The organism is Janthinobacterium aestuarii, from assembly GCF_051380835.1.
Lineage (GTDB): Bacteria > Pseudomonadota > Gammaproteobacteria > Burkholderiales > Burkholderiaceae_D > Janthinobacterium > Janthinobacterium aestuarii.
Window position 1 is genome coordinate 200234 of the sequence record NZ_JBNYXU010000005.1, and the last position, 25182, is coordinate 225415.

25 protein-coding genes and 1 tRNA gene are annotated in these 25182 nt (G+C 63.3%); 13 read left to right on the forward strand and 13 right to left on the reverse strand.

The window, feature by feature from the left end; all coding sequences use genetic code 11:
• The first annotated feature begins 1 nt into the window (after window position 1).
• From ACQ4WO_RS15350 to gabD, 4 genes are all read left to right on the forward strand, one after another.
• Entirely contained in the window at window positions 2-643 is a 642-nt protein-coding gene (locus tag ACQ4WO_RS15350) for a bifunctional 2-keto-4-hydroxyglutarate aldolase/2-keto-3-deoxy-6-phosphogluconate aldolase (RefSeq protein WP_436482198.1), read from the forward strand.
• 159 nt (window positions 644-802) lie between these two features.
• Complete coding sequence (locus ACQ4WO_RS15355; protein WP_436482199.1) at window positions 803-1225, forward strand: CoA-binding protein; 423 nt, start codon at window positions 803-805, stop codon at window positions 1223-1225.
• Window positions 1222-2064 (forward strand): PPK2 family polyphosphate kinase, encoded by an 843-nt coding sequence (locus ACQ4WO_RS15360; RefSeq protein ID WP_436482200.1) that lies wholly within the window; start codon window positions 1222-1224, stop codon window positions 2062-2064. Before ACQ4WO_RS15355 ends, ACQ4WO_RS15360 begins: the two co-directional genes overlap by 4 nt.
• 80 nt (window positions 2065-2144) lie before the next feature.
• Window positions 2145-3599: an NADP-dependent succinate-semialdehyde dehydrogenase gene (gabD, locus tag ACQ4WO_RS15365; RefSeq protein WP_436482201.1), complete on the forward strand. Its 1455-nt coding sequence runs from the start codon at window positions 2145-2147 to the stop codon at window positions 3597-3599.
• A gap of 131 nt (window positions 3600-3730) precedes the next feature.
• Here gabD and ACQ4WO_RS15370 read toward each other — a convergent pair whose 3' ends face one another.
• The gene (locus tag ACQ4WO_RS15370; RefSeq protein ID WP_436482203.1) at window positions 3731-4858 is read right to left on the reverse strand and encodes an extracellular catalytic domain type 2 short-chain-length polyhydroxyalkanoate depolymerase; all 1128 of its coding nucleotides are present in this window, start codon (window positions 4856-4858) and stop codon (window positions 3731-3733) included.
• A 181-nt stretch (window positions 4859-5039) separates the two neighbouring features.
• Here ACQ4WO_RS15370 and ACQ4WO_RS15375 point away from each other — a divergent pair, with 181 nt between their 5' ends.
• Both ACQ4WO_RS15375 and ACQ4WO_RS15380 read left to right on the forward strand, forming a co-directional pair.
• The gene (locus ACQ4WO_RS15375; RefSeq protein ID WP_436482204.1) at window positions 5040-5633 is read left to right on the forward strand and encodes a glutathione peroxidase; all 594 of its coding nucleotides are present in this window, start codon (window positions 5040-5042) and stop codon (window positions 5631-5633) included.
• Between the two features lie 113 nt (window positions 5634-5746).
• A complete protein-coding gene (locus ACQ4WO_RS15380; RefSeq protein ID WP_436482205.1) occupies window positions 5747-6109 on the forward strand; it encodes a DUF1428 domain-containing protein in 363 nt (120 codons plus the stop codon).
• Here ACQ4WO_RS15380 and pabB read toward each other — a convergent pair.
• From pabB to ACQ4WO_RS15395, 3 genes are all read right to left on the reverse strand, one after another.
• Complete coding sequence (gene pabB, locus ACQ4WO_RS15385) at window positions 6102-7940, reverse strand: aminodeoxychorismate synthase component I (protein WP_436482207.1); 1839 nt, start codon at window positions 7938-7940, stop codon at window positions 6102-6104. The genes ACQ4WO_RS15380 and pabB overlap by 8 nt on opposite strands.
• A 21-nt stretch (window positions 7941-7961) precedes the next feature.
• A complete protein-coding gene (gene slmA / locus ACQ4WO_RS15390; protein ID WP_034752791.1) occupies window positions 7962-8537 on the reverse strand; it encodes a nucleoid occlusion factor SlmA in 576 nt (191 codons plus the stop codon).
• Between the two features lie 102 nt (window positions 8538-8639).
• Complete coding sequence (locus ACQ4WO_RS15395; protein ID WP_436482208.1) at window positions 8640-9374, reverse strand: HAD-IA family hydrolase; 735 nt, start codon at window positions 9372-9374, stop codon at window positions 8640-8642.
• Window positions 9375-9464: 90 nt separating this feature from the next.
• Here ACQ4WO_RS15395 and ACQ4WO_RS15400 point away from each other — a divergent pair, with 90 nt between their 5' ends.
• Window positions 9465-10334 (forward strand): TraB/GumN family protein, encoded by an 870-nt coding sequence (locus tag ACQ4WO_RS15400; protein WP_436482209.1) that lies wholly within the window; start codon window positions 9465-9467, stop codon window positions 10332-10334.
• 142 nt (window positions 10335-10476) lie between these two features.
• On the opposite strand, the gene ACQ4WO_RS15405 is transcribed toward ACQ4WO_RS15400, so the two are convergent.
• Both ACQ4WO_RS15405 and argB read right to left on the reverse strand, forming a co-directional pair.
• Window positions 10477-10551, reverse strand: a tRNA-Thr gene (locus ACQ4WO_RS15405).
• A gap of 40 nt (window positions 10552-10591) precedes the next feature.
• Window positions 10592-11485, reverse strand: coding sequence for an acetylglutamate kinase (gene argB / locus ACQ4WO_RS15410; protein WP_010393729.1), 894 nt, complete (start codon window positions 11483-11485; stop codon window positions 10592-10594).
• Window positions 11486-11716: 231 nt separating this feature from the next.
• Between argB and ACQ4WO_RS15415 the strand changes: the two genes are divergently transcribed.
• The 3 genes from ACQ4WO_RS15415 to ACQ4WO_RS15425 all read left to right on the forward strand — a co-directional run bounded on the left by ACQ4WO_RS15415 (window position 11717) and on the right by ACQ4WO_RS15425 (window position 16243).
• The gene (locus tag ACQ4WO_RS15415; RefSeq protein ID WP_436482211.1) at window positions 11717-11917 is read left to right on the forward strand and encodes a cysteine-rich CWC family protein; all 201 of its coding nucleotides are present in this window, start codon (window positions 11717-11719) and stop codon (window positions 11915-11917) included.
• A 95-nt stretch (window positions 11918-12012) separates the two neighbouring features.
• Complete coding sequence (locus ACQ4WO_RS15420) at window positions 12013-15060, forward strand: response regulator (RefSeq protein ID WP_436482212.1); 3048 nt, start codon at window positions 12013-12015, stop codon at window positions 15058-15060.
• 31 nt (window positions 15061-15091) lie between these two features.
• Complete coding sequence (locus tag ACQ4WO_RS15425; protein ID WP_436482213.1) at window positions 15092-16243, forward strand: response regulator; 1152 nt, start codon at window positions 15092-15094, stop codon at window positions 16241-16243.
• Here ACQ4WO_RS15425 and ACQ4WO_RS15430 read toward each other — a convergent pair.
• Entirely contained in the window at window positions 16236-17513 is a 1278-nt protein-coding gene (locus ACQ4WO_RS15430) for an extracellular catalytic domain type 1 short-chain-length polyhydroxyalkanoate depolymerase (protein ID WP_436482214.1), read from the reverse strand. The two genes, ACQ4WO_RS15425 and ACQ4WO_RS15430, sit on opposite strands and share 8 nt — an antisense overlap.
• Before the next feature lie 54 nt (window positions 17514-17567).
• On the reverse strand, window positions 17568-17981 hold the full coding sequence (locus tag ACQ4WO_RS15435; RefSeq protein WP_034752801.1) for a ribbon-helix-helix domain-containing protein: 414 nt from the start codon (window positions 17979-17981) through the stop codon (window positions 17568-17570).
• Window positions 17982-18259: 278 nt separating this feature from the next.
• Here ACQ4WO_RS15435 and ACQ4WO_RS15440 point away from each other — a divergent pair, with 278 nt between their 5' ends.
• The 3 genes from ACQ4WO_RS15440 to ACQ4WO_RS15450 all read left to right on the forward strand — a co-directional run bounded on the left by ACQ4WO_RS15440 (window position 18260) and on the right by ACQ4WO_RS15450 (window position 20476).
• Window positions 18260-18493 carry a DUF1289 domain-containing protein gene (locus tag ACQ4WO_RS15440; protein ID WP_436482215.1) on the forward strand — a complete coding sequence of 78 codons (234 nt, stop codon included), beginning with the start codon at window positions 18260-18262 and terminating at the stop codon, window positions 18491-18493.
• Between the two features lie 7 nt (window positions 18494-18500).
• Window positions 18501-19424, forward strand: coding sequence for an MBL fold metallo-hydrolase (locus ACQ4WO_RS15445; RefSeq protein WP_436482216.1), 924 nt, complete (start codon window positions 18501-18503; stop codon window positions 19422-19424).
• Window positions 19425-19522: 98 nt separating this feature from the next.
• Window positions 19523-20476, forward strand: a complete 954-nt coding sequence (locus ACQ4WO_RS15450; RefSeq protein ID WP_035823538.1) for an NAD(P)H-dependent flavin oxidoreductase — start codon at window positions 19523-19525, stop codon at window positions 20474-20476.
• Window positions 20477-20582: 106 nt separating this feature from the next.
• On the opposite strand, the gene ACQ4WO_RS15455 is transcribed toward ACQ4WO_RS15450, so the two are convergent.
• The 5 genes from ACQ4WO_RS15455 to ACQ4WO_RS15475 form a co-directional block, all read right to left on the reverse strand.
• Entirely contained in the window at window positions 20583-21164 is a 582-nt protein-coding gene (locus ACQ4WO_RS15455; protein ID WP_058049341.1) for a hypoxanthine-guanine phosphoribosyltransferase, read from the reverse strand.
• 76 nt (window positions 21165-21240) lie between these two features.
• A complete protein-coding gene (locus ACQ4WO_RS15460) occupies window positions 21241-22497 on the reverse strand; it encodes a phenylacetate--CoA ligase family protein (protein ID WP_436482217.1) in 1257 nt (418 codons plus the stop codon).
• Window positions 22494-22853, reverse strand: a complete 360-nt coding sequence (locus ACQ4WO_RS15465) for an MmcQ/YjbR family DNA-binding protein (RefSeq protein WP_436482218.1) — start codon at window positions 22851-22853, stop codon at window positions 22494-22496. Before ACQ4WO_RS15465 ends, ACQ4WO_RS15460 begins: the two co-directional genes overlap by 4 nt.
• A 16-nt stretch (window positions 22854-22869) precedes the next feature.
• Window positions 22870-23706 carry an ABC transporter ATP-binding protein gene (locus tag ACQ4WO_RS15470; protein ID WP_058049338.1) on the reverse strand — a complete coding sequence of 279 codons (837 nt, stop codon included), beginning with the start codon at window positions 23704-23706 and terminating at the stop codon, window positions 22870-22872.
• Window positions 23707-23834: 128 nt separating this feature from the next.
• On the reverse strand, window positions 23835-25154 hold the full coding sequence (locus ACQ4WO_RS15475; protein WP_034752814.1) for an ABC transporter substrate-binding protein: 1320 nt from the start codon (window positions 25152-25154) through the stop codon (window positions 23835-23837).
• Window positions 25155-25182 lie beyond the last annotated feature (28 nt).

Here is a 25182-nt window from a genome sequence, read left to right on the forward strand (position 1 = left end):
TATGCAAAAACACATGGTTTTCAATGGCATCCTCGAACGGGGCATGGTCGGCATCGTGCGTGCCGATTCGTCCGATGCGGCGCTGCAGATCGCCGAGGCGTGCATCGCCGGCGGCATCACGGCGCTGGAAGTGGCGTTCACCACGCCCGACACCCTGGGCGTGCTGCGCAAGCTGCGCGAACGCCATGGCCCTGACGTGCTGCTGGGCGCGGGTACCGTGCTCGATACGGAGACGGCGCGCGCCGCCATCCTGGCCGGCGCCCAGTTCATCATTTCTCCCAGCGTCAACGTGGACACCATCGCGCTGTGCCAGCGCTACCAGGTGCTGTCCATGCCGGGCGCAATGACGCCGACGGAAATCGTCACGGCCCTGCAGGCGGGCGCCGACATCGTCAAGGTCTTCCCCGCCGAGATGTTCGGCCCCGCCTACATCAAGGCCCTGCGCGCGCCCCTGCCGCAAGCGCCGTTGATGCCGACGGGCGGCGTGACGGTGGAGAACCTCAATGAATGGTTTGCCAGCGGCGCCGTGGCCGTGGGCATCGGCAGCAGCCTCAGTGGCCCGGGCGCCACGGGTGATTACGCGGCCGTGACGGCGCGCGCGCAGGCTTTCGTGGCGAAGATGGCGGCCGTGCGTTCTCAGTAACGTCCTGCTGAGAAAACCGTAGCGAGCGGATGTGAGTTGTGGCTGAGAGGCGGAGCTGTGCGAATGCACAGTGAGCATCGGAGGCCGCAAATCGCGCCGCGCAGTAGGTTTTTTCTGCTACGCTAGGCGGGCAATGTCGCACGCCTGACTATAGAAACCATGTCCAACATCGCCCGCATCCTGCAAGACAGCCGCATCATCGCCATCGTCGGCATGTCCGACAAGCCCGAACGCGCCAGCCATGAAGTGGCCGACTACCTGCTGCGCCATGGCTACCGCGTGCTGCCCGTCAATCCGGCCCTGGCCGGGCGCGACGTGCTGGGGCAGCGCGCCTACGCCAATCTGACGGAGGCGGCGGCTGCCGTCGCGCCGGCGCGCATCGACATCGTCGACTGCTTCCGCAAATCCGAAGACATCGTACCCATTGCCGAGGAGGCCATCGCCGTCAAGGCCGGCTGTCTGTGGCTGCAGCTCGACATCGTCAACGGGCAGGCGGCGCAGCTGGCGCGGGCGGCGGGCCTGGACGTGGTGATGGATCACTGCACAAAAATCGAGCACCGCAAGCTGGCGGTGGCGGCATGAAGGCGCGCACGCAATTCCGCGCCGGCAAGGACTTCGAGCTGAACGAGGATTTTGCCGGCAAGCGCCTGCTGGGCGCCGCCACCAAGGCGGCGAACAAGAAGCTGACGCCGGCCCAGTGCAAGGCCATGGACCGCGAGGAAACCGTGGCCCTGACGGCGCAGATCGCTGAGTGCCAGAGCATGCTGTACGCGCAGCACAAAAAGAAGGTGCTGCTGGTCTTGCAGGGCATGGATACGTCGGGCAAGGATGGCACGGTCAAGGCCATCTTCAGCAATATCAACCCGATGGGCATCCGTGCCATCGCGTTCAAGGGCCCCACCGATATCGAACTGGCGCACGATTACCTGTGGCGCGTGCACCAGCACGTGCCCGTCAAGGGCGAGATCGCCATCTTCAACCGCAGCCATTACGAAGATGTGCTGATCACGCGCGTGCAGGACATGATCGACAAGGCCGAATGCCAGCGCCGCTACGCGCAGATCCGCGATTTCGAGCGCATGCTGAGCGAAACGGGCACCGTCATCCTGAAAATCTTCCTGCACATCTCGAAGGACGAGCAACGGGGACGGCTGCAGGAGCGGCTTGACGATCCCGACCGCCAGTGGAAGTTCGACCCCAACGATATCGCCCAGCGCAAGAAGTGGGATGGCTACCAGCGCGCCTATGAAACGGCGATCCGCGAGACGGATGCCGGTCACGCGCCGTGGTACGTGGTGCCATCGAACTCCAAGACCCAGCGTAATCTGGTGGTCGCCTCCCTGCTGCTGGAAACCCTGCAGGGCATGAAGCTGGAATACCCGGCGCCGGATCCGAAACTGTCGTCTTTCAAGGTCGAGTAAATCCGTTCCGCGCCTGCGGAATCGGCCGCGCTGTGGCATAGTATCCCTCGTCGATAATTCAAACCAGACCGGAGATCCATATGCTGCAGTTGAAAGATCCTACCTTGTTGCGTCACCAGGCTTACGTGAATGGAGCCTGGGTCGATGCCGATGGTGGCCAGACGATTAACGTGAACAATCCCGCCACGGGCGAGCATATCGGCACGGTGCCCCTGATGGGCGCAGCCGAGACGCGCCGCGCCATCGAGGCGGCCAATGTCGCCTGGCCCGCCTGGCGCAAGAAGACGGCCAAGGAACGCGCGGCCGTGCTGCGCCGCTGGCACGACCTGATCCTGGAAAACGCCGACGACCTGGCGCTGATCATGACCACCGAGCAGGGCAAGCCCTTGCCGGAAGCGAAGGGCGAAGTGCAGTTCGGCGCTTCGTTCATCGAGTGGTTTGCGGAAGAAGGCAAGCGTGTCGCGGGCGACACCCTGCAATCGCCGTGGCCGGACCGCCGCCTGGTCGTCACCAAGGAGCCGATCGGCGTGTGCGCCGCCATCACGCCGTGGAACTTCCCCGCCGCCATGATCACGCGCAAGGTCGGCCCGGCCCTGGCCGCCGGTTGCCCGATGGTATTGAAACCGGCGGAAGCAACGCCGTTTTCCGCGCTGGCGCTGGCCGTGCTGGCCGAGCGCGCGGGCGTGCCTGCCGGCGTGTTCAGCATCGTCACGGGTGCACCGAAAGACATCGGCGGCGAAATGACGTCGAACCCCATCGTGCGCAAGCTGACGTTTACGGGCTCGACCCAGGTGGGCCGTTTGCTGGCCGAGCAGTGCGCGCCGACGATCAAGAAACTGTCGCTGGAACTGGGCGGCAATGCGCCGTTCATCGTCTTCGACGACGCGGACCTGGACGCCGCAGTGGAAGGCGCCATCGCCTCGAAATACCGCAACGCGGGCCAAACTTGCGTCTGCGCCAACCGCCTGTACGTGCAGGACAGCGTGTATGAAGCGTTTGCCGAAAAGCTGGTGGCCGCCGTGGCCAAGCTGAAGGTGGGCAATGGCATCGAGGCCGGTGTCACGCAAGGCCCGCTGATCGACGCCAAGGCCGTGGCCAAGGTGGAAGAACACGTGGCCGACGCGCTGGGCAAGGGCGGGCGCCTGCTGGCCGGCGGCAAGCGCCATGCGCTGGGCAATGGCTTCTTCGAGCCGACCATCATCGCCGACGTGACGAACGACATGCGCGTGGCCACCGAAGAAACCTTCGGTCCGCTGGCACCCCTGTTCCGCTTCAAGACGGACGAGGAAGTCATCGGCCTGGCCAACAACACGGAGTTCGGCCTGGCCGCCTACTTCTATTCGCGCGACATCGGCCGCATCTGGCGAGTGGCCGAAGGCCTGGAAACGGGCATGGTCGGCGTCAACACGGGCCTGATCTCGAACGAGATCGCGCCCTTCGGCGGCGTTAAGCAATCGGGCCTGGGCCGTGAAGGGTCGACCTACGGTATCGAAGACTATCTCGTCATCAAATATATCTGCATGGGCGGGATATAGAATGCTTGATTAAATCTACTGCGCGGCGCGCTTTCCGGCCTGCGATGCTCGCTGTACTAAAGTACAGCTGCGCTTCTTAGCCAGAAATCGTTGCCGCTCGCTACGATTTTCTCAAGCATCCGTTACGTCCGTTATCGATGGCTGTTGCGAGCCGATCCTAACCGGTCCAGCATGCCCTTGACCGCCTCCATCTGCGTGCCGCTCTTGCGGTAGAAATCCGGGTCGATCGGATTGATGCTGGTGTAGCCCCAGAAATCCCAGCAGCCTTTCGGGTTGTACGGGTAGACGGGGCTCGGTTCGGCTTGCGGATACAGCACGATGATCTTGTTGGCGTCCGCCACCTGGTTATAGCCGGTGCTCGTATAAAAACGGTCGCCGATGGCCTGTGTCGTTTGCAGGCAGCCGTGGAACACCACGTGCACGCGGCAGCTCTCGCTGTTGCACGCTTTCGGAATGTAGGCGTAGCCCGTATTGTTCATGCTCGAGTACGCGTTCTGGATGAAGCTGCGCTGGTTGAAGGCGATCAACTTGCCCGTCAGGGCGGTCGCCGACGGCTGCAAATCCGGGTACAGGTGCTGCAGAATGTCGCGCGCCTGCACGTAGTCGCAGTCGTTGATGAACGGCGACTCCGTCACGGCGCAAGGCTTGTCGGCGTTGCTGTCGGTGAGGATGGCGTGGCCCGCGACTAGCGTGTCGACGAAGCGGATCTGCGCCGCCGGCGTACCGGCCAGTTGATAGAATTTCCCCACCTGCTCCACCACCGGCCGCGTCACGGTCTGGTCTTTCGTTCCGCTGAACAGATATACGCGCTGGCGTTTCAGGTTGGCCGTGTCGTCGATGAGACGCTCGCGCGCAAAATCGTTCGCCGCGCGCAGCAATTCGCTGGCGACGGGCGGCGCCACCTGCGCGCTGCCCGGATTCATGCAGGTGCTCAAGGCATTCGTCAGGTAGGGAATGTAGGGGAAGCGGCCCGGCTGGCCCGAGCAGAAATACGGGCCGCCCGCGATGATGCCGGCACCGGCCACCGTGGCCGAGTAGGCGACGGCAAACTGCGCCGCCATGAAGCCCCCCGAGGACAGGCCGGACACCGTGGTCTGGCTCAGGTCAGCCTGGTAGGGGGGCAGGGCGGGCGCGTCCTTGGTCGCGGCGGGCTTGGCGGCTTTGGCCGTCGTGGCGGCGTGCGCGCAGGCCGGCACCAGGATGAGCAGGCTGGCGGCCAGCAGGGCGGTGGGTAATGCGGTCAGGTGCGGGAAGGGCATGGCAGCTCCACAAGGCGAGGAAAGGGACAGGAAGGCCGAGCATAGGTAAAAAAACTGTGCGCTGGGCAAGTACTGCACGGTCATTGATGTCGCTCAAGCCATCGCTGTTGTTGTTCGTCTTGTACGCGCGCGCGGCGTTTGACATAGAATGGTTTTTTTCCGTTCAACCATGGTGCCCTTCATGTTCAAGACCTTTGCCCAGCTGTTTGCACTGACCACCCTTGCCGCCGGCGCCAGCCTGGCCATGCCGGCCCATGCCGCCGACACCGCGACAGCTGCCGCTGCACCCGCCGCCTGCCCGGCCATCCTCAAGCAGACCTTCAACCGCCTGCAGGATGAAGCGCCGCAAAACCTGTGCCAGTACGCAGGCAAGGTCGTGCTGGTGGTGAATACGGCCAGTTATTGCGGTTTTACCAATCAATATGAAGGGCTCGAGGCGCTGTACGCCAAGTACGGCAGCAAGGGCCTGGTGGTGCTGGGCTTCCCGTCGAACGATTTCGGCAAGCAGGAACCGGGCAACAGCAAGGAAATCGCCGATTTCTGCTACAACACCTATGGCGTGAAGTTCCCCATGTTTTCGAAGTCGGTCGTCTCCGGCCCTGCGCCGAATCCGCTGTACGTGGACCTGATCAAGCAGACGGGCAAGACCCCGGCCTGGAATTTCCACAAATACCTGATTGACCGCCACGGCAAAGTGGTGGAAAGCTTCCCCAGCAAGGTGACGCCGGACGACAAGAAACTCGTTGGCGCGGTGGAAAAAGCGCTGGCGCTGTAAGTTGCCGGCACCGAAGCAGGCTGGAACGCCTGCTTTTTTAATGCCGCGCTTGTCCTCTTGCCATCATTGTCCTAAGCTGGTTGTTCGCGTTTGTCACAACAAAGGAGAACATCATGGCGTATGTCGATGGATTTGTGGTGCCCGTACCGAAAGCCAGGCTCGATGACTACCTGGCCATGTCGCGCAGTTGCGGCGCCGTGTGGCGCGAATACGGCGCGCTGGAATTTCGCGAATGCGTGGGCGACGATGTCAAGCCGGGCAAGCTGACCTCGTTCCCGCAGGCGGTGGACTTGCAGGATGGCGAAGTGGTGGTGTTTTCCTGGATCGTGTATGAATCGCGCGCCAAGCGCGATGAAATCAACGACAAGGTCATGAAAGACCCGCGCCTGGCCGAGATGATGGATCCGGAAAAATTGCCGTTCGATGGCAAGCGGATGATCTACGGTGGTTACGAGATGCAGGTAGATATCAAATAACCAGCTTCGCGGGGATCGCCCCGCGCAGCGCATTGCACACGACGATCGCTTCGGCCCGCGCCAGCATGGCGCGCGTGATGATGGTTTCCTGCGCGTTCCAGGCAGGATCGGCCAGCATGGCCGCGCGCTGCACGCCGGGCAGCAGGCCGCAGGACAGGGGCGGCGTATGCCAGCGGCCGTCCAGCTGCACGAAGACATTGCAGCGTCCGCCCTCCGTCAGCTCGCCCCGTTCATTAAAGAACAGCATGTCGAAGCCGCCTTGCGCCTCGACCGCGCGCCAGGCCGCGTCATAGCGCGTGCGCACGCTGCTCTTGTGGCGCAGGAACAGGTCGCCGGCCGTCGTTGTATCGGGCGCCAGCATGACGTTGACCGTCCCCGGCAAAGCGCTGAGCGCGCCGCTTTGCGTCGTCAACTGGCCATCCTGGCGCAGCGCCAGGCGCAGGCGGAAAGGGACATCGTCGGGGCGTGCCGCGCAGGCCGCCTGCAGCGCGGCGCGGGCAGCGTTGGCATCCCAGGCAAAACCGAAATAGGCGCAGGAGGCGGCCAGACGCGCCAAGTGGCGCTCTTGCAGACGGCAGCAATGGTCGCGGCTCGCGTGCAGGGTCTCGAACAGTTCGAAGTCGTTGCTCAGGCCCGTCAGGAAGCGGGCCTTGAGCTGGCATTCCGCAAATTCCTCGTGCGGGTCGCTGTCCAGGACGATGCCGGCGCCCACGCCCATCTCGCCGCGCCGGATGCCGTCAGGGCCCGCCGGCTGCAAGGCCAGGGTGCGGATCGGCACGGACATGCAGAAGTCGCCCACGGCGTGGGCGGCGCCGGCGGCTGGCGGATCGAACCAGCCGATGGCGCCCGTGTAGATGCCGCGCGGCGCCGGTTCCAGTTCGGCGATGATTTCCATGGTGCGGCGTTTCGGCGCGCCCGTGATCGAGCCGCACGGATACAAGGCCTGGAAGATGTCGGCCAGGCTGGCATCGTCGCGCAGGCGTGCCTGCACGGTGGACGTCATTTGCAGCACGCTGCTGTAGCGCGTCACCTCGAACAGGGCCGGCACCTTGACGGAGCCCGTGACGGCGATGCGGCCGATGTCGTTGCGCAGCAGGTCGACGATCATCAGGTTTTCCGCGCGGTTCTTCGGGTCGTTGGCCAGGGCGCTGGCGCGGCGCGCGTTTTCTTCCACCTGTTCGGCTGGGGCGGCTGGCGCCGTGCCTTTCATGGGACGCGCCGTCAGCTCGCCTTGCGCGTGGCGCACGAACAGCTCCGGCGACAGCGACAGCAGGGCGCCGCCATCGGGCAGCACCACCAGCGCGCCGTAGGGCACGGGCTGGCGCGCGCGCAGCCGCGCATACAGGGCCAGGGGCGAGCCGAAGGCGTCGAAGCGCAAACGGTACGTGTAGTTGACCTGATAGGTGTCGCCGGCCACGATGTAGTCGTGGATGCGGTGCAGCGCGCGCGTGAATTCGGCTTGATCCACGTTCGCGCGGATACCGGCCACGCCGGCCGGCGCGGCGTCCGCGTCGACGCGAGAGTCCAGCCACTGCGCCACCTCGTCCTGCGACAGCTGCGTGCAATGCTCGAAGACGAGCACTTGCGCCAGCGGCGGCGTATCAAGGCCGGCCGCGCGCGGCGGCATGGCCAGCAAGTGGGCCCCCAGCTCGTAGCTGCACACGCTGACGGCGTACTGGCCGCGTTGCAAGGCCTCTTGCAGCCCTTCGAGCAGGGCCGGCCACTGTCCCCCCTCGCTGCACCGCAAGACCGCCGCCAGGCCCGTGTACAGGCGCGAACCGGCGCCCGGGGTGCTGGCGTCGTCGAGCAGGGCGAAGCAGTCGGTATGCATGGGAACAGCCGCGGCGGTGACTTACCCCAGCAGCATGGCGATTTGCAGCGCCGCTTCCTGGGATGGATTGATCTTGAAGCCGCTCTTGGCGTAGCGGTGCCAGCGTCCGATGACGAAGCTGACGATCAGAGTGGCGCGCGCCGCCACTTCGCTTTCCTTGCCATGGCCTTCGGCGGCGGCCACGCGCAAGGCCTGCTTGAGCGCCAGTTCCACGCGGTCGTAGAACTGGTTCATGCGCACTTGCAGGCGCTCGTCCTCATTGACCAGCGCATCGCCGATCAGCACGCGCGTCATGCCCGGATTGCTGATGGCGAAATTGAGCAGCATGCCGATGATGTCGCGCGTCTGCGTCATGCCGTCGCTGTGCTTTTCCGCGATCTGGTTGATCAGGCCGAAGACGCTCGACTCGATGAATTCGATCAGCCCTTCGAACATTTGCGCCTTGCTGGCGAAATGGCGGTACAGGGCCGCTTCCGATACGGTCAGTCTGGCCGCCAGTGCGGCGGTGGTGATCTTTTCGCCTTTCGGCTGCTCCAGCATTGCGGCGAGGGCCTGAAGAATTTGTAGCCTGCGTTGGCCCGGCGGTGTGCTTGCCATATTTTCTCTTGTCGTTAAAAAAAATGCTGCCTTGATGGGGAGGTCCGTCACCGCCGCTAGCGGTGCGGCTTCCAGTGTCAACCGGAAGCCCAGGAATCCCCTTCAACGCAGACGGTGAAGGCGGCGTGCCAAATGCCGGACAGATTTTACTTTGACATCGACGTAAGCGGGGCGATTTAACGCCTTGGGCAACTTCGCCACGCCGATCGGATCGGCCATTTTCAGGTATTGCGTGATCCAGGCCGTGCGCAGGCCCAGTTTTTTCGCACCTTTGAGGTTGGCCAGCGTATCTTCCACCAGGATGCAGCGGCCAGGGCGGATGTGGTGCTTGCGCATCAGTTTGCGCAACATCAGGGTCGAAGGCTTGGGCCGCAGCTGGCGGTGCACATGCATGGACTCGATGGCGACGTGGTGTGAAAAGTGCCGGCGCAAGCCCAGGTGGCGCATCACGTCGCTCGAATAGCGCAGCGGCGCGTTGGTGAGTAAAATTTTACGGCCAGGCAGGCGTTTGAGTAAAGCCCCCAGCCCACGCTCGGCGCGTATCATCGCGCGCAAATCGTCGAACGCATGCGTCTCGTGCAGAAAATGCGCGGCCTGCACCTGGTGGTGCTTGACCATGCCCAGCAAGGTGGCGCCATAGCGGCGCCAGTAGGCCGCGCGCGCCGCATTGACGATGGCGTCGTCGGCCGGCGTCACGCCGTCGCCCAGTACGCGGGCAATATAGGTATTCATATTGGCCGTGATGGTGGGGAAGATGGCGTGCGAGGCATTGTGCAGCGTGTTGTCGAGGTCAAACAGCCAGACCGGCGACGAGCGGTTAAGATGGGACACAGGCACAGGAGTCTTTGCTAGCGAGAGAAGATGAAAAATTCAACAATCAGGAAAACCATGCGACGCCAGATTATAGTGATGTTTTGCGGATTATTCTTGCTGCCGTTGCAGTCGGCCTTGGCCGAAGCGCCTTCCGTGGCACAAAACCGGGGCGCCCTGTTCAAGGTGCAGGACGCCAGCCACACTCTGTTTTTGTTCGGTACCATCCACGTCGGCGCGCCCGACTTTTATCCGCTCGAGCCGACCGTGACGCAGGCATTGGAAGGCGCCGGCGCGCTGGCGCTGGAGATCGATCCCGGCGCCGATCCGCGCAAGGCCGTCAGCGCCGTGCTGAAATACGGCATGGAGACGCCGGGCAGCAAAGTGCCGCCTGACTGCCGCCAGACCCTGGCGCCGCGTCTTGCGCCGCTGTTGCAAAAATACGGCATCGCGCCCGCAGCGGTGGCGCCGATGAAGCCGTGGATGCTGGCCAGCGTGCTGGCCATCGGCGAATTTTCCACGCTTGGCTACCGCTCCGATCTGGCCGTCGACAATTATCTGTCGCAGCAAGCCAAGGCGCGCAAGATCCCCGTGGTGGAACTCGAATCGATGGAAGGCCAGATGGCGCTGTTCGGCGCCATGTCGCCGCTCGACCAGTGTCGCTTCCTGGAAGACGGCGTGGCCTCGATCGAAGACCAGGAACAAAGCCAGGAAGCGCGCGAGATCGCCGATGCGTGGCGCACGGCCGACGCGGCCATCTTCGACAAGCTGGCCGCCAAAGCGGCAACAGACCCCTCGTTCGCCGCGCAGTTCGTGCAAAAGGTCTTGCTGGACGGCCGCAACCCGGCCCTGGCCGACGGCATCGCCAACTTGCTTGCGCGCGAAAAGTCCAGCCTGGCCGCCATCGGCGTGCTGCACCTGGTCGGAGCGAAAAGCGTGCCGGAGCTATTGCGTCAGAAGGGCTTGAAGGTCGAGCGGGTGTATTGAAACGCGGACGAGATGCGGGCGACAGATAGCAGAGCAGATGGAAAAGTGTTCAGGGCAAGGCGGACTGACGAAGACAGTACGAATGTACGGCGAGGAGAGGCAACGCCGCCATGGACATTTTTCAGATACGGGGATAAGTCGATGGTGCCCTTGACGTGGATCGAACACGTGGCCTCTCCCTTACCAAGGGAGTGCTCTACCACTGAGCTACAAGGGCATAAAAAATCGGCGCTGGGTGAATTGCGCCGAATTATTTTTTAGTGCGAACGGATCATAGTACCAAAAGCCTGCTCGGTCAACACTTCCAGCAATAATGAGTGTTCGATGCGGCCGTCGATGATGTGCACCGTGTTCACGCCGGACTTGGCGGCGTCGAGCGCGGACGAGATCTTCGGCAGCATGCCGCCCGAGATCGTGCCATCGGCAAACATCTCGTCGATTTCACGCGCCGACAAGTCGGTCACCAGGTTGCCCTGCTTGTCCTGGACGCCGGCGATGTTGGTCATCATGATCAGCTTTTCCGCTTTCAGGATTTCCGCGATCTTGCCCGCTACGACGTCGGCGTTGATGTTGTAGGCCTGGCCATCCTGGCCGAAACCGATCGGCGAAATGATGGGAATGAAGGCGTCGTCCTGCAGCGCCTTGACGACGGCCGGGTTGATCGCGTCGATCTCGCCGACGAAGCCGATGTCGAGGAATTCGCCTGGATGTTCGCGGTCCGGCATCTGCATCTTGCGCGCGCGGATCAAGCCGCCATCCTTGCCCGTCAGGCCCACGGCCTGGCCGCCGTAATGGTTGATCAGCATGACGATATCCTGCTGCACTTCGCCGCCCAGCACCCACTCCACCACTTCCATGGTTTCTTCATCGGTGATGCGCATGCCTTGCACGAAGGTGCCTTGCTTGCCGATTTTTTTCAGCGCGTTGTCGATCTGCGGTCCGCCGCCGTGCACCACGACCGGGTTCATGCCGACCAGCTTGAGCAGGATGACGTCGCGCGCGAAGCCGTGCTTCAGGCGTTCGTCCGTCATGGCATTGCCACCGTATTTGATGACGATGGTCTTGCCGTGGAAATTGCGGATGTAAGGGAGGGCCTCGGCCAGAATCTGCGCCTTGATTTGCGGCGACACCGCCGTCAAGTCGTCATTCATGTCCAGGTTCAAGTTAGCTAGTTGATTCATGGCGAGTCCGGAAAATAGATTTGTGCGATTTTACAGGGAAGAAGAAAATCTTGGAGGCATTATAGGGCGATCTTGTTGTATTTTCCCTGATGATCCTATAGTCTGGCCCGATATGTCCCCCAGCCAGCCCTTTTACTGCCCGTTACATCTGCGTCCCATCCCGGCGCGGCATGACACACACTTGCCAATTCACACACAGCCATGAGCCAGTGCAGCCTGTGCGGCGCCGCCTTCCAGTGCGGCCAGCTCGACCCGGACGCCAAGCAACCGTGCTGGTGTCTGGCCCTGCCGCCGGCCGTTCCCGTGCCCGGCAGCGCTGCGGGATGCTGGTGTCCCGACTGCCTGCAAGCCCATATCGCCACTTTGACGTCGCCTGAAAAAGCCCCGACTGCGGCCAAATAAGCGCATCGGCATACCTTTTCCTTTGCAAAAGACCTTGCATTTTGTAGGGGAATACGCTCAGACTTCGACTTTCAAGAATTTCTTATAGGAAAGTCATGCGCTTCAGGGATATCAGTATCGGCGTGCGCATCAATGCCGGTTATGCCATGTTGATCGTGCTGATGCTGGTCGTCATCGTCCTGTCCGGCAGTCGCATTTATGCCATCCGCGCCGAGACCGACGATATCCTGCAGCGCGACTGGGTCGCCGCCAAGGCCACCAGCAAGATCCACGGGCTGGCCCGCGAAGCGGCCACGCGCATCGGCAACCTGCCGAACCAGCACGAGCTGGCGCTGCGCCAGGCGAACCAGGCGCGCCTGGAAGCGATCAAGCAAGGCATCGACGAGCAGGTGCGCATCCTCGACGGCCTCGATGGGCGGCCCGAGGAACGGCGCCTGCTGGAACAGATGCACCTGGCACGCGCCGACTACTATGTGTCGCTCAAGGCGATGTTCGAACTGGTCGAGCGCGGCGAACATGCCCGCGCCGAGCAGGCCATGCAGACGCAGACCTTGCCGGTGCTGGAAAAAGTGCTGCTGTATGTGGGCCAGCTCGACGACTTGCAGCAGCAGTTGATCCGCGACAGCGCGGCCAGGATCCGCAACGACATCGACACCTCGCTGCTGCTGATGGGCGGCATCGGCCTGGCGGCCTTGCTGACGGGGCTCGCCTTTGCCTGGTCGGCGCGCTCGATCACGCGTCCGCTGGGCGAGGCGGTGGCGATCGCCACGCGCGTGGCCAATGGCGACCTCAGTTCCGTCATCGAAGTGACGTCGCGCGACGAGACGGGCGAATTGCTGCAGGCGCTCAAGGACATGAGCACCAGCCTGGCCGTCGAGCAGGACCTGCGTCACGCCGTCGAGGTGGCCGAGGATGCGACCAAGATGAAGTCGGACTTCCTGGCCAATATGTCGCACGAAATCCGCACGCCGATGAACGGCATCATCGGCATGACCCACCTGGCGCTGCAGACGGAACTGACGTCGACCCAGCGCAACTACCTGGAGAAGGTGGAATCGGCGTCGAAGAACCTGCTGGCCATCATCGACGACATCCTCGATTTCTCGAAGATCGAGGCGGGCAAGATGGCCTTTGAAAAAGTCGATTTCTTCCTCGAGGACGTGCTGGCGCAGATCGCCGACCTGTCCGTGATGCGCGCGCAGGACAAGGGACTCGAACTGCTGTTCGACATCGCCCCCGACGTGCCGAACGCCTTGCAGGGCGATCCGCTGCGCCTGGGCCAGGTGCTGATCAATCTGACCAACAACGCCATCAAATTTACGGACAAGGGCGAGATCGTCGTTACCATCCGCCTGCAGCAGCTGGAAGAGCATGCGGCTGTGCTGCGCGTGGACGTGCGCGACACGGGCATCGGCCTCACGCCGCCCCAGCGCAGCAAATTGTTCCAGGCCTTTACGCAGGCCGACACGTCCACCACGCGCCACCATGGCGGCACGGGCCTGGGGCTGACCATCAGCAAGCGGCTGGTGGAAATGATGGAAGGCGAGATCGACCTGGTCAGCGAAGCGGGCGTGGGCAGCACCTTTTTCTTCACGGCCCGCTTCGGCCTGGCCGCCGTGCCGCGCGATAATTTGCTATTGCCACAGCAATTCCACGGCCTGCGCGTGCTGGTGGTCGACGACAACCCCAGCGCGCGTGAAATCTTCGTCAGCATGCTGACGGCGCTGGGCTTCGAGGCGCGTGCCGTGTCTGGCGGCGCGCTGGCCATCGGCGCCGTGGCGCAGGCGCGCACCGAGGGTCGTCCGTACGGCCTGGTGCTGATGGACTGGAAAATGCCGGGCATGAACGGCCTCGATACCCTGGCCGGCATCCGCGCCGATGCCGCCGGCATCGATGCGACGCCGGCCTGCATCATGGTCACGGCCTTCCATCGCGAAGCACTGCTGGAGGCGGCGCGCCAGCGCGACTTGCCGCTCGACGGCGTATTGAACAAGCCGATCAGCGCCTCGACCCTGCTCGACCAGATTGCTTTCGTGTTTGGCGGCGTGACGGGGCAGAGCCGCAAGACGCAGCGCCAGAGCAGCTACCGCGACGACGAACGCGCCCTGCGCGGCGCCTGGCTGCTGCTGGTCGAGGATAATGAAGTGAACCAGGAAGTGGCGCAGCATATCCTGAACGACGCCGGCATTCGCGTCGACATCGCCAGCAATGGCGCCATCGCGCTGGCGAAGATCGCGGAAAACGCCTATGACGGCGTGCTGATGGATTGCCAGATGCCGGTGATGGATGGCTACCAGGCGACGCGCAAGCTGCGCCAGGATCCCCGTTATTCGAATTTGCCCGTGATCGCCATGACGGCCAACGCCATGGTGGGCGACAAGGAAAAATGCCTGGACGCCGGCATGAACGATTTCATCGCCAAGCCGATCGACGTGGCGCAGCTGTTCGGCACCCTGGCGCGCTGGATCGCGCCGGCCACGCCGCAGGAAATGGCGGCGGTGGTGGCGCAGCCGGAAGCGGAGCTGCCCGTGATCGCCGGCCTGAAAATGGCGGAAGCCATGCGCCGCGTGGGCGGCAATGCCGCTTTGATGCGAAAATTGCTGGACCGCTTCGTGGAAACCCAGTTCGACGCCATGCAGCGCATCGTTGCCGCCATCGAGAACAACCAGCTGGAAACGGCGATCCGCGAAGCGCATACCCTGAAGGGCCTGGCCGGCAATATCGGCGCCGGCGGCCTGGCCGACAGCGCTGCGCGGGTCGAGCACTTGCTCAGCCTGGGCTCGCACGACGGCTTGCCGCAGGCGCTGGCCGCCTGCACCCTGGCGCTCGACGAACTGGTGCCGAAGATCGTGCTGGCCATGCAGTCGCGCGGCCATGCGGCCGAGGCGGGCGGCGCGGCGGTGGCGCACGTGGCGCCGGTGGACCGGGCGCGCCTGGAAGCGGGCTTGCGCGAACTGTCGCAGCTGCTGCTGCAGGACGATGCGCAAGCCGTCAAGCACCTCGACGGCATCGGCCCCGTGCTGGTCGCGGCGGGGCAAGCGGAGCACGCGCGCCAGTTGAAGCGCATGCTGGGACAATACGATTTCGAAGGTGCGCTGGCGCAGCTGGGCGAGGTGGCCGATGCGCTGGAGCTGACACTGTGACAAGGATAATGATGCGGAACGAAGGATGGGCATGAGAGCGTCGGCAAGCAAGCCAACCATTCTGGTGGTCGACGACACGCCAGACAATATCGATCTGCTGCGCGCGGTGCTGGAGGACGATTACCGCACCAAGATCGCCGTCAATGGCGAGCGCGCCCTGAAGATCGCCGCCGGCAGCGACCAGCCCGACCTGATCCTGCTCGACATCATGATGCCGGGCATGAGCGGCTACGACGTGTGCCGCGCGCTGAAGGCCGATCCCGCCACGGCCGGCATCCCCGTGATTTTCGTTACGGCCATGAGCGAAGTGGCCGACGAGCAGCTGGGCCTGGCCCTGGGCGCCGTCGACTACATCACCAAGCCGATCTCGGCGCCCATCGTGCTGGCGCGCATCAAGACGCAGCTGGCGATGAAGCAGATGCAGGATTTCCTGCGCGACCAGAACCAGTACCTGGAAACGGAAGTGGAGCGCCGCGTGCAGGAAGTGGCGGCGCTGCAGGACGTCACCATCCACGCCATGGCCTCGCTGGCCGAGACGCGCGACAGCGAGACGGGCAACCATATCCGCCGCACCTCGCACTACCTGAAGGCGCTGGCCGAGAAGGTGCGCGGCTTGCCGCGCTTCCGCGATTTTTTGACGGACAAGAATATCGAACTGCTGTTCAAGACGGCGCCGCTGCACGACATCGGCAAGGTGGGCATCCCCGACCATATCCTGCTCAAGCCGGGGCGTTTCGAGCCGCACGAAATGGCCATCATGAAGACGCACACCACCCTGGGGCGAGACGCCATCCTGGCGGCCGAGCACGAGCTGGGCATCGAAGTCGATTTCCTCAAGTACGCGAAAGAGATCGCCTACAGCCACCATGAAAAATGGGATGGCAGCGGCTACCCGCAAGGGCTGGCTGGCGAAGACATCCCGATTTCGGCGCGCTTGATGGCGCTGGCCGACGTGTACGACGCCCTGATCAGCCGGCGCATCTACAAGCAGGGCATGGACCATGCGCAGGCCGTGCGGATCATCGTCGAAGGACGCGGCTCGCATTTCGACGCCGAGATCGTCGACGCCTTTTTGCAGATCCAGGACCAGTTCATCGCCATCTCCCACCGCTATGCCGATGGCGTGTGCGAGATCGCCGACAAGCAGCGGCAGATCGCGCCCTACACCGACAACATCAGCTGACGGTCTTGAAGAAGCGCAGCATCTCGCGGCTCGCGTCCGGCCCTTTTCCATCCGTATAGCTGCCGTTATCGCTGCCGCCGGACCACGCATGGCCGGCGCCGTGGATGACCCAGTGCTCGCCCAGCGGCGAGCCATCGGCCTGGCTGTGCGTGGTGCGCGTATAGCGGTGGCCATTCGGCACGCTGCCGTCGATGGAAGCGGCTTTCGCCGCCTTGCCGCCCGCCTGGCTGCGCACGCCCTGGGCGATCAGTTCATCGCCATTGCGCGGGTTGACGGTGGTGTCGCGGTCGCCGTGGAAGACGATGATGGGCACGCCGCCGGCCGGCGCCTTGCGCTGGGCATTGGGCATGGCGCCGCCCTTCATGGCGGCCAGCGCCGACGGCAAGTCCTGCGCCGAAGCGAAAGGCAAGCCCGAATGCACGCCGACGGCGGCAAACAAATCCGGGTACAAGGTGCCGACGATGACGGCCATGGCGCCGCCCGCCGACAGGCCGGCGACGAACACTTCGCGCTCGTTGACCGGGTATTCGTCGATCACTTGCCGGGCGATGCCGGCGATCAGCGACGGTTCGCCCTGGTCGCGCTGCTGGTCGATGGCGTTGAACCAGTTCCAGCAGCGCGAACTGTTGGCGCCCTGCGTTTGCGCCGGGTAGACGACAAAGCATTCCTTTTCTTCGGCCAGCGCATTCATCTGCGTGCCGGCCGCGAAGTCGTCGGGATTTTGCGTGCAGCCGTGCAGCATGACGATCAGCGGCATGGCCTGGCCGTGATAGCTGCTGGGGATGTACAGTTTGTACGAACGCGTGCCCGCATGGTTGCGGTACACGCCGTCGATGAACTGCGCACCTGCGGGGATCTCCACCGGCGTGGCGGCCGGTGCGTTGAAGCCGGGCGAGTGGAAATTCGGCAGTTCGAAGCTGGGCATGTCGAAGCTGTGCTGGCCCAGGCCGGCGGGCACGCCCAGGCGCGACATGAAATCCTGCGCGAAGTCCTGCGCCGCCTGTGCGGGCGTGGGAGGGGCGGCAGGCGTTTCTGGTGCGGCGGCGGCTTGCGGCTGCTCGGCTCGGGCTTGCGCAGGTGGCGGCGCAGGTGGCGGATTAATGTCGCGCATCGGCTGCGGTGGCGGCGTTTGCGTGGCTGCCGTTTGCGGCGCCAGGCCGGCGGCGGACAGCGCTTGCTGGATCGCTTCGGTGGCGGCGGCGGGGCCGCTGCCCATCAGATTACGGGTTGCGGCGCGCATCTGCGCCAACATGTTGAGAGGTAGTTTCATGACCATCCTTAACGGTGCCGCGCATCGGCCGGGTCATCGCCGCGAACCAATACGCTAGTGAATTCGCCCTGCGAGCGCCGTCTTGACGACGGTGCTGGCGTGCAGGGCACCTAATACGAAAATCGACTCGATGGTGGCCAGTGCCAGTTCCACGGAGACGTCGCTGGCGATGCTGGCCAGTCCCAGCACCTGTATCTGCAGGCGCTGGCCGGCTGCCTGGATCGCCTCCAGGTCGGCGCGCGAGTAATGCTGCATGCCCAATACCAGGCTTTTACGGGCGACGGTTTGTTTCACCACGTCGGCGTGCGTACCCAGTTGGTTGCGTATGGCCGTACGGATCAGATCCGTGCGGTTGGAATAAAATCCCTCCTGGACCAGCAGATCGATCTGCCCCAGGTCGATCAAGCCGAGGTTGATCGTGATTTTCTCGGATTCCCCAATTTTGGGCTTGCTGTCTTGCTTGGCCATATCTCTCCATAAACTCCACGTGGCATCCATTTGCCATCTGTATGGATGGTAGTATAGTTGTGTAATATCTCAAGTCAAGCAGGATCTGGCCTGATCATGTTGTAGGACGGGCACCCGCAGAGTGAGAATGCACCGCAAAATAAATTTCCGGAAGATGTGTTTTTGATCATTTTTATTTTGGAAAATATATCCACAGAAACATTACATGCCGATGCCGCCGACTCGCCGGCGCGGTTTCGCGGCATAATGAAAGCCTTCACGTTTACCGATGCCGCTCCATGATGGTCGCTACCCCACCTCCGCCAGCCGTTGCGCTTCCCTTGCCGTCGCCGGTACCGTCGCCCTGCGTCAGCCTGTGCAAGATGAACCGCAACAGCGGCTTGTGCGAAGGTTGTTTGCGCACGCTCGACGAGATCATCGCCTGGAGCAAGGCCGACGACGACTTCAAGCGCGCCGTGTGGGCCGAATTGCCAGGACGCGAATCCCTGCTCGATTTCGAGCCCGACTACTGAGGAAGCCATGCCGCGATCGCCAGCGCTGTTCCCCGATGCCATGCAGGTGTTCGAACGCGGCTGGCTCTCGTCGAACAACATCCTGTTCCAGGGCCGGGACGACACGGCCCTGATCGACAGCGGCTATGTCACGCATGCGCCGCAAACCCTGGCCCTGCTGCGCCATAGCCTTGCCGGCCGTCCCCTGGACCGCCTGTTCAACACCCATTTGCACTCCGACCATTGCGGCGGCAACGCGCTGCTGCAGGCACAATACGGCTGTCATACGGCCATTCCCGTGTCGGAGGCGGACAAGGTGCGCGCCTGGGATGTGGACGCCCTCAGTTTCCAGGCCACGGGCCAGCAATGTCCGCGCTTCGGCTTTGACGCCACCGTCTCGCCCGGCGACACGTTGACCTTGGCCGACATGCGCTGGCAAGCGCTGGGAGCCCCAGGCCATGACCCGCACTCGCTGATTTTTTACTGCGTCGACGAGGGCATCCTGATCTCCGCCGACGCGCTGTGGGAAAACGGCTTTGGCGTGATCTTCCCCGAACTCGATGGCGGCTCCGGCTTTCGTGAAGCGCGCGCCACCCTGGATCTGATCGCCGGTCTGGACGTGCGCGTGGTGATCCCCGGCCACGGGCGGCCGTTCCAGGATACGACCGGTGCCCTGCAGCGCGCCTATTCGCGCCTCGATTACCTGTCGTCCGATCCCGTGCGCAATGCGCAGAACGCGGTGAAAGTGCTGCTCAAATTCCTGCTGCTGGAACGCCAGCGCATCGCCCTCGCCGAGATACCGGCCCTGCTGCGCGGCATGCCTGTCTTCGAAGAGGCCAACCGGCGCTTCCTGCACCAGGAGGCGGCCGCACTGGCCGACTGGGCCGTTTCCCAGTTGATGCGGGCCACGGCGGCACGCGTCGAGGGTGAGTACTTGCTTAACGAAGGTTGAAGCGCAGTCGCGATAAATTCAGCACGATCGTACTTTTTCTGAACTATAATCAACCTCAGTGTGTTTCTCATCCCGATTAACTTTCCAGCGAGTCCGCCATGGCATTGCCTGTTGCGTTGCAAAACCTCTCCTTACCCGTTATCGCTTCGCCGATGTTCATCGCCAGCGGCCCGGCCCTCGTCGCGGCGCAGTGCAAGGCCGGCATCGTCGGTTCCTTCCCGGCCCTGAACGCGCGTCCCGCCGAATTGCTCGACACCTGGCTCACGGAGCTGCAGGCCGAACTGGCCGCCTTCCAGGCCGCCAATCCCGATAAAAAAGTGGGGCCGATCGCCGTCAACCAGATCGTGCACCAGTCGAACGACCGCCTCGCGCATGACGTGGAAGTGTGCGTGAAACACCGGATCCCCATCATCATTTCTTCGCTGCGCGCGCCGCCCAAGGAAATGCTCGACGCCATCCACAGCTATGGCGGCATCGTGCTGCATGACGTGATTTCGATCCGCCACGCGAAAAAGGCGCTGGAAGCCGGTGTCGATGGCTTGATCCTGGTGGCCAGCGGCGCCGGTGGCCACGCGGGCACCCTGTCACCGTTCGCGCTGGTGGGCGAAGTGCGCAAATTCTTCGACGGTCCGCTGGCGCTGTCCGGCTCCATCGCCACGGGCGACGCCGTACTGGCCGCGCAAGCGATGGGCGCCGACTTTGCCTACATCGGCTCGCGCTGGCTGGCAACCAAGGAATCGAACGTCAGCGACGGCTACCGCGACGCCATCGTCGATTCCAGCGCGGCGGACATCGTCTACACGAACCTGTTTACTGGCGTGCACGGCAATTACCTGAAAAAATCGATCGAAGCGGCCGGACTCGATCCGGAAGCCTTGCCCGAAGCGGACAAGAGCGCGATGAATTTCGGCTCCGGCAGCGCCAAGGCCTGGCGCGACATCTGGGGCGCGGGCCAGGGCGTGGGCTTGATGGACGACGTGCCGAGCGTGGAAGAGATGGTGGCGCGCCTGAAAGCCGAATACGATGCGGCGCGCGCGCGGTTGAAGCTGTAACACTGGTGGTAGTTGTCGGATTACGGCCTTTGGCCTAATCCGACCTACGCCACCGGGCACAGGTAGGTCGGATTAGCGCGCAGCGCGTAATCCGACAACACTTCCATCACTCCTGCTTCAAATCCTCAGGCTTGATGGCCCACAGGCCCGGCAGGTTGCGCCAGTAGCCATACGCATCCATGCCGAAGCCGACGACGAAACGGTTCGGGATGACCAGGCCGACGATGTCGGCTTGCACGGGCTTTTTCTTGCCGATGGCCTTGTCGGCGAACACGGCCAGGATCACTTCCGAAGCGCCCATGTCCAGCAAGCGCTGCTTGACGTGCGCCAGGGTTTCGCCTTCGTCGAGAATATCGTCGAGCACGATGACGGTGCGGCCCGCCACGTTCGAGCGGGGGATGACTTTCCACACCACTTCGCCACCCTTGTCGTCGTCGCCGTAGCGGCTCACGTGGATGTAGTCGAATTCGAGCGGAAAGCTCAGTTGCGGCAGCAGGCTGCCCGTAAACACGACGGCGCCGCCCATCACGCCCAGCACCAGTGGGAACTCTTTCGAGTCCTCGGCGTTGAAGCGCGTGTTGAGCACATCGGCCATGCGCGTGATCGACGCCTGCACGGCGTCTTGGTCGAACAGCAGTTCCGCGTTCTTGATCAGGTCACGGGCACGATTGTGATGAAATTCTTGCATGGACTCTTGCATGGCGATGAATGGGGCTGATGATGAATGCGGGTATTATCCCGCAAACGCCATCCGTGCGCTACGCCTAGCTGTAATCGCGCATGTCGTCGATTATTTTCCCATCCTGGGCCAGGCTGCCCACGGCCACCAGCACCACGTCGCCGCGCAGCTTGGTCAGTTCGCGGATCGAGCCGATGATGGCCTCGGTGCCGCTGGCGTCATGAGGATTATCGACTTCGCAATGCAAAGTCATTTCGTCGTTGGCCATGCGGCCAGACACCACCAGCCGCGCCTTTTTGATCTGCGGGTGGCGGCGGGCGATTTCATGCACCTGCGATGGATGCACAAACATGGCGCGCACCTTGGTGGTCTGGTCGGCGCGTCCCATCCAGCCTTTGATGCGCGTATTCGTGCGTCCGCACGGCGACTCAGGCGTATTGACCAGCACGGCCGACAGATCGCCCGTGGCAAAGCGGATCAGCGGATAGTCGGCATTGAAGACGGTGACGACGACTTCGCCCACTTCGCCCGGCGCGACGGGAATGCCGCTGCCCGGATGGACGATTTCCAGCAGTATGTTTTCATCAACGACCATGCCCGGATTGAGTTTGCCATTGCTGGCCGTCTCATAGGCGATGCTGCCGATATCGGCCGAGGCATAGGTCTGGAACACATGCGGCACGCCGTTCGCGGCAAACCAGCTGCGCAGGGATTCGGGCAGGGCTTCGGCGCCCATCACGGCCTTGGTGACGCTGCTGATGTCGGCGCCCATTTCGCGCGCCTTCTCGATGATCAGTTTTAAAAATGACGGCGTGCCGATATACGTATCCGGTTTCAGGTCGACCATCGCCTGCACCTGCATTTCCGTCTGGCCGATGCCGGCCGGGATGACGGTGCAGCCGATGCGCGCGGCGCCGCCTTCGACCATGAAGGCGGCCGGCGTGAAGTGATACGAAAAGCAGTTCTGCAGCAAGCCGCCGGCGCGCACGCCGGCCGCATACATGGGCCGCGCGAAGCGCCACCAGTCGGGGCCGCGGCCTTCCGGATCGAAGATGGGGCCGGGCGAGACGAAGACGCGCGACAGGGCGTTCTTCGGCGTCGTGTTCAAGCCGCCGAACGGCAGCGCGTCGTGCTGCAATTGCTTGAGGTCGGACTTGCGCGTGACGGGCAGCTGCGCCAGCGCGGCGCGGCTGCTGATGTCGGCCGCGTTGACGCCATCGAGGATGCGGGCCCAGCCCGGCGCCTGTTGCGCGCGCGCGATCAGCTGCGGCAGGCCGGCCATCAATTCGCGTTCGCGCGCTTCGGGGGCGCGTGCTTCCAGACTGTCGAGCGTATCGGTCATGTTGCGGATTCTCCAATGTCACGTTGCATTTTTTTCGTCAGCCCCGCAAAAATCAGGCTGTATGAGCGGTGCAGCAGGGCGGCCATTTCGTCGTCGTCGAGGGCGTCGGGACTGGCGACGAGCACCCATTTGGCCCGCGCCAGATAGGGCGCCGGGCGAAAGCCGGGACGGTCCGTCAGTTCCAGGAAGCGCTCCGCATCGACCTTGAAGCTCATGCCGCGCGTGCCGTGCGCTTCCGCGCCGCATAACGCGAACAGGCGGCCACCGACAGAAAACGCCAGCACGTTGCTCCATTTGATGTCTTCGGTCGCGCCGGGAAAGCCGCGGCACACTTGCTTCGCCCGTTCCAGGTCCATGACGGCAGCTCCGATATCAGGCCAGCCAGCGCTTGCGGCGGCGGTAGAACTTCATGTCGCGGAAGCTCTTGCGCCCGGCGCTGGACACGCCCAGGTAAAACTCTTTGACGTCTTCGTTGCTGGCCAGTTCCTGCGCTTGCCCTTCCATCACGACTCTGCCGTTTTCCAGGATGTAGCCGAAGTCGGCGTAGCGCAGCGCCACGTTGGTGTTCTGTTCGGCCAGCAGGAAAGAGACGTTTTCCTTGTGGTTCAAATCCTTGACGATGCCGAAGATCTCTTCGACGATCTGCGGCGCGATACCCATCGACGGCTCGTCCAATAAAATCATCGACGGCTTGGCCATCAGCGCGCGGCCGATGGCGCACATCTGCTGTTCGCCGCCCGAGGTATAGCCGGCCTGGCTGCTGCGCCGCGTTTTCAGGCGCGGAAAGTAGTGGTAGACCTTGTCCAGCGCGTCTTTCAGTTCGCCGCGCGACAGGCTGCGCGTGTAGGCGCCCGTCAGCAGGTTTTCCTCGATGGTCAGGTGGCCAAAACAGTGGCGGCCTTCCATCACTTGCGACAGGCCCCGCTTGACCAGTTCATTCGGCGTCAATTGGTCCACGCGCTCGCCCTTGAACTGGACTTCGCCCTTGGTGACGTCGCCGCGTTCGCCGCGCAGCAGGGTCGAGATGGTTTTCAGGGTGGTCGACTTGCCGGCGCCGTTGGCGCCCAGGAGCGCCACGATCTTGCCCTGCGGGACTTGCAGCGACACGCCCTTCAGGACCAGGATCACGTGGTCGTAGATGACTTCGATATTGTTCACCGACAGATAGGGCGGTGCGGTGTCCGGTGTTTGCGTGGCAGTGGGTGTCATGGCTGCTTCGTTTTCATGTGATGTTGGTGCTTGTCGGATTACGGCCTGCGACCTAATCCGACCTACGTCGTATCCAGGTAGGTCGGGTTAGCGCGTAGCGCGTAACCCGACACCATCCCGAACGCGGCTTACTTCATGCACGCCGGCGTGATCTTTTTCTCTTCGGCGTACTTGCCGGACGATTCCTCGACCAGTTTGCGTACCAGGGCCTTGTCGCCGACGATCCATTTCGGCGTGATGGCGGTCCACTTCTTGCCATCCCACTGCTGCACTTTCACGGCGCCCGAGCCTTCATGGTCGTCGCAGCTAGTTTTCACGGTCGGGAACATGCCCAGCGCGCCCACGGCCTTCTGGCGCGCATCGTCGACGTTCAGGTTTTCCAGGCCCCAGCGCATCTGCTCGCCCGTGATCGGTTTGCCCTTGCCGAATTTTTCCTGCGCCACGCGGATCGCTTCCACCCACAGGATGCCGGCCGTCACGCCACGCATGTGGTAGACGGAGCCGATGCGCGACTGGTCGGACAGGTTGCCCTTGCCGGACGCGTAGAGTTTCTTGCGGATGTCGTCGAGCACGGGGTAGTTGCCCGGCGTATTGAACGTCATCGCCGTGTAGCCCTTGGCTGCGTCGCCCGATGGAATCGTGTCTTCCTCGGAGCCGGCCCACCAGACACCCAGCATTTTGTCGCGCGGGAAGCCGTTGCGCTGCGCCGTCTTGATGGCAACGGAGTTCATCACGCCCCAGCCCCACAGGATCACGTGGTCCGGCTTGGCCTGGCGGATCTGCAGCCATTGCGATTGCTGTTCGCTGCCTGGCGGCGCAACGGGAATTTTCACCAGCTCGAAGCCGTACTGTTTCGACAGCGCTTCAAGCACGGGCAGCGGCTCCTTGCCGAAGGCCGAATCGTGGTACAGGTGGACGATCTTTTTGCCTTTGAGCTTGTCCATGCCGCCATCCTTGTCGCCCAGGTACTTGATCATGGCGGCGGCCTGGCTCCAGTAGCTGGAGATCAGTGGATACACATATGGGAAGACCTTGCCGTTGGCGGCGTCCGAGCGGCCGTAGCCGATCATCGTCATGGGGATCTTGTCCTGTGCCACGCGGTCGAGGATGCCGTAGGCGACGCCCGTGGACAGGGTTTCGACCAGGGTGGCGCCGCCCTGCTTGGTTTTCAGGCGTTCATAGCATTCCACGCCGCGCGACGGGTTGTATTCGGTTTCGCATTCTTCCCAGCTGATTTTCACGCCATTGACGCCGCCGGCCTGATTGACCAGGTTGAAGTAATCGATGATGCCGCCGTAGAAACCGGAGCCGCCGGCCGCGTAAGGACCCACGCGGTAGGACGGCAGGGCGATGTACTGTTCCTTGTCCTGCGCTTGCGCGCTGCCGGCCATGGTGAGTGCGGCACTGGCGATGGCGGCGGCCAGCATGAGCGATTTGATGTGTTTCATTGTGTGTCTCCTCTTGTTTTATTTGGTA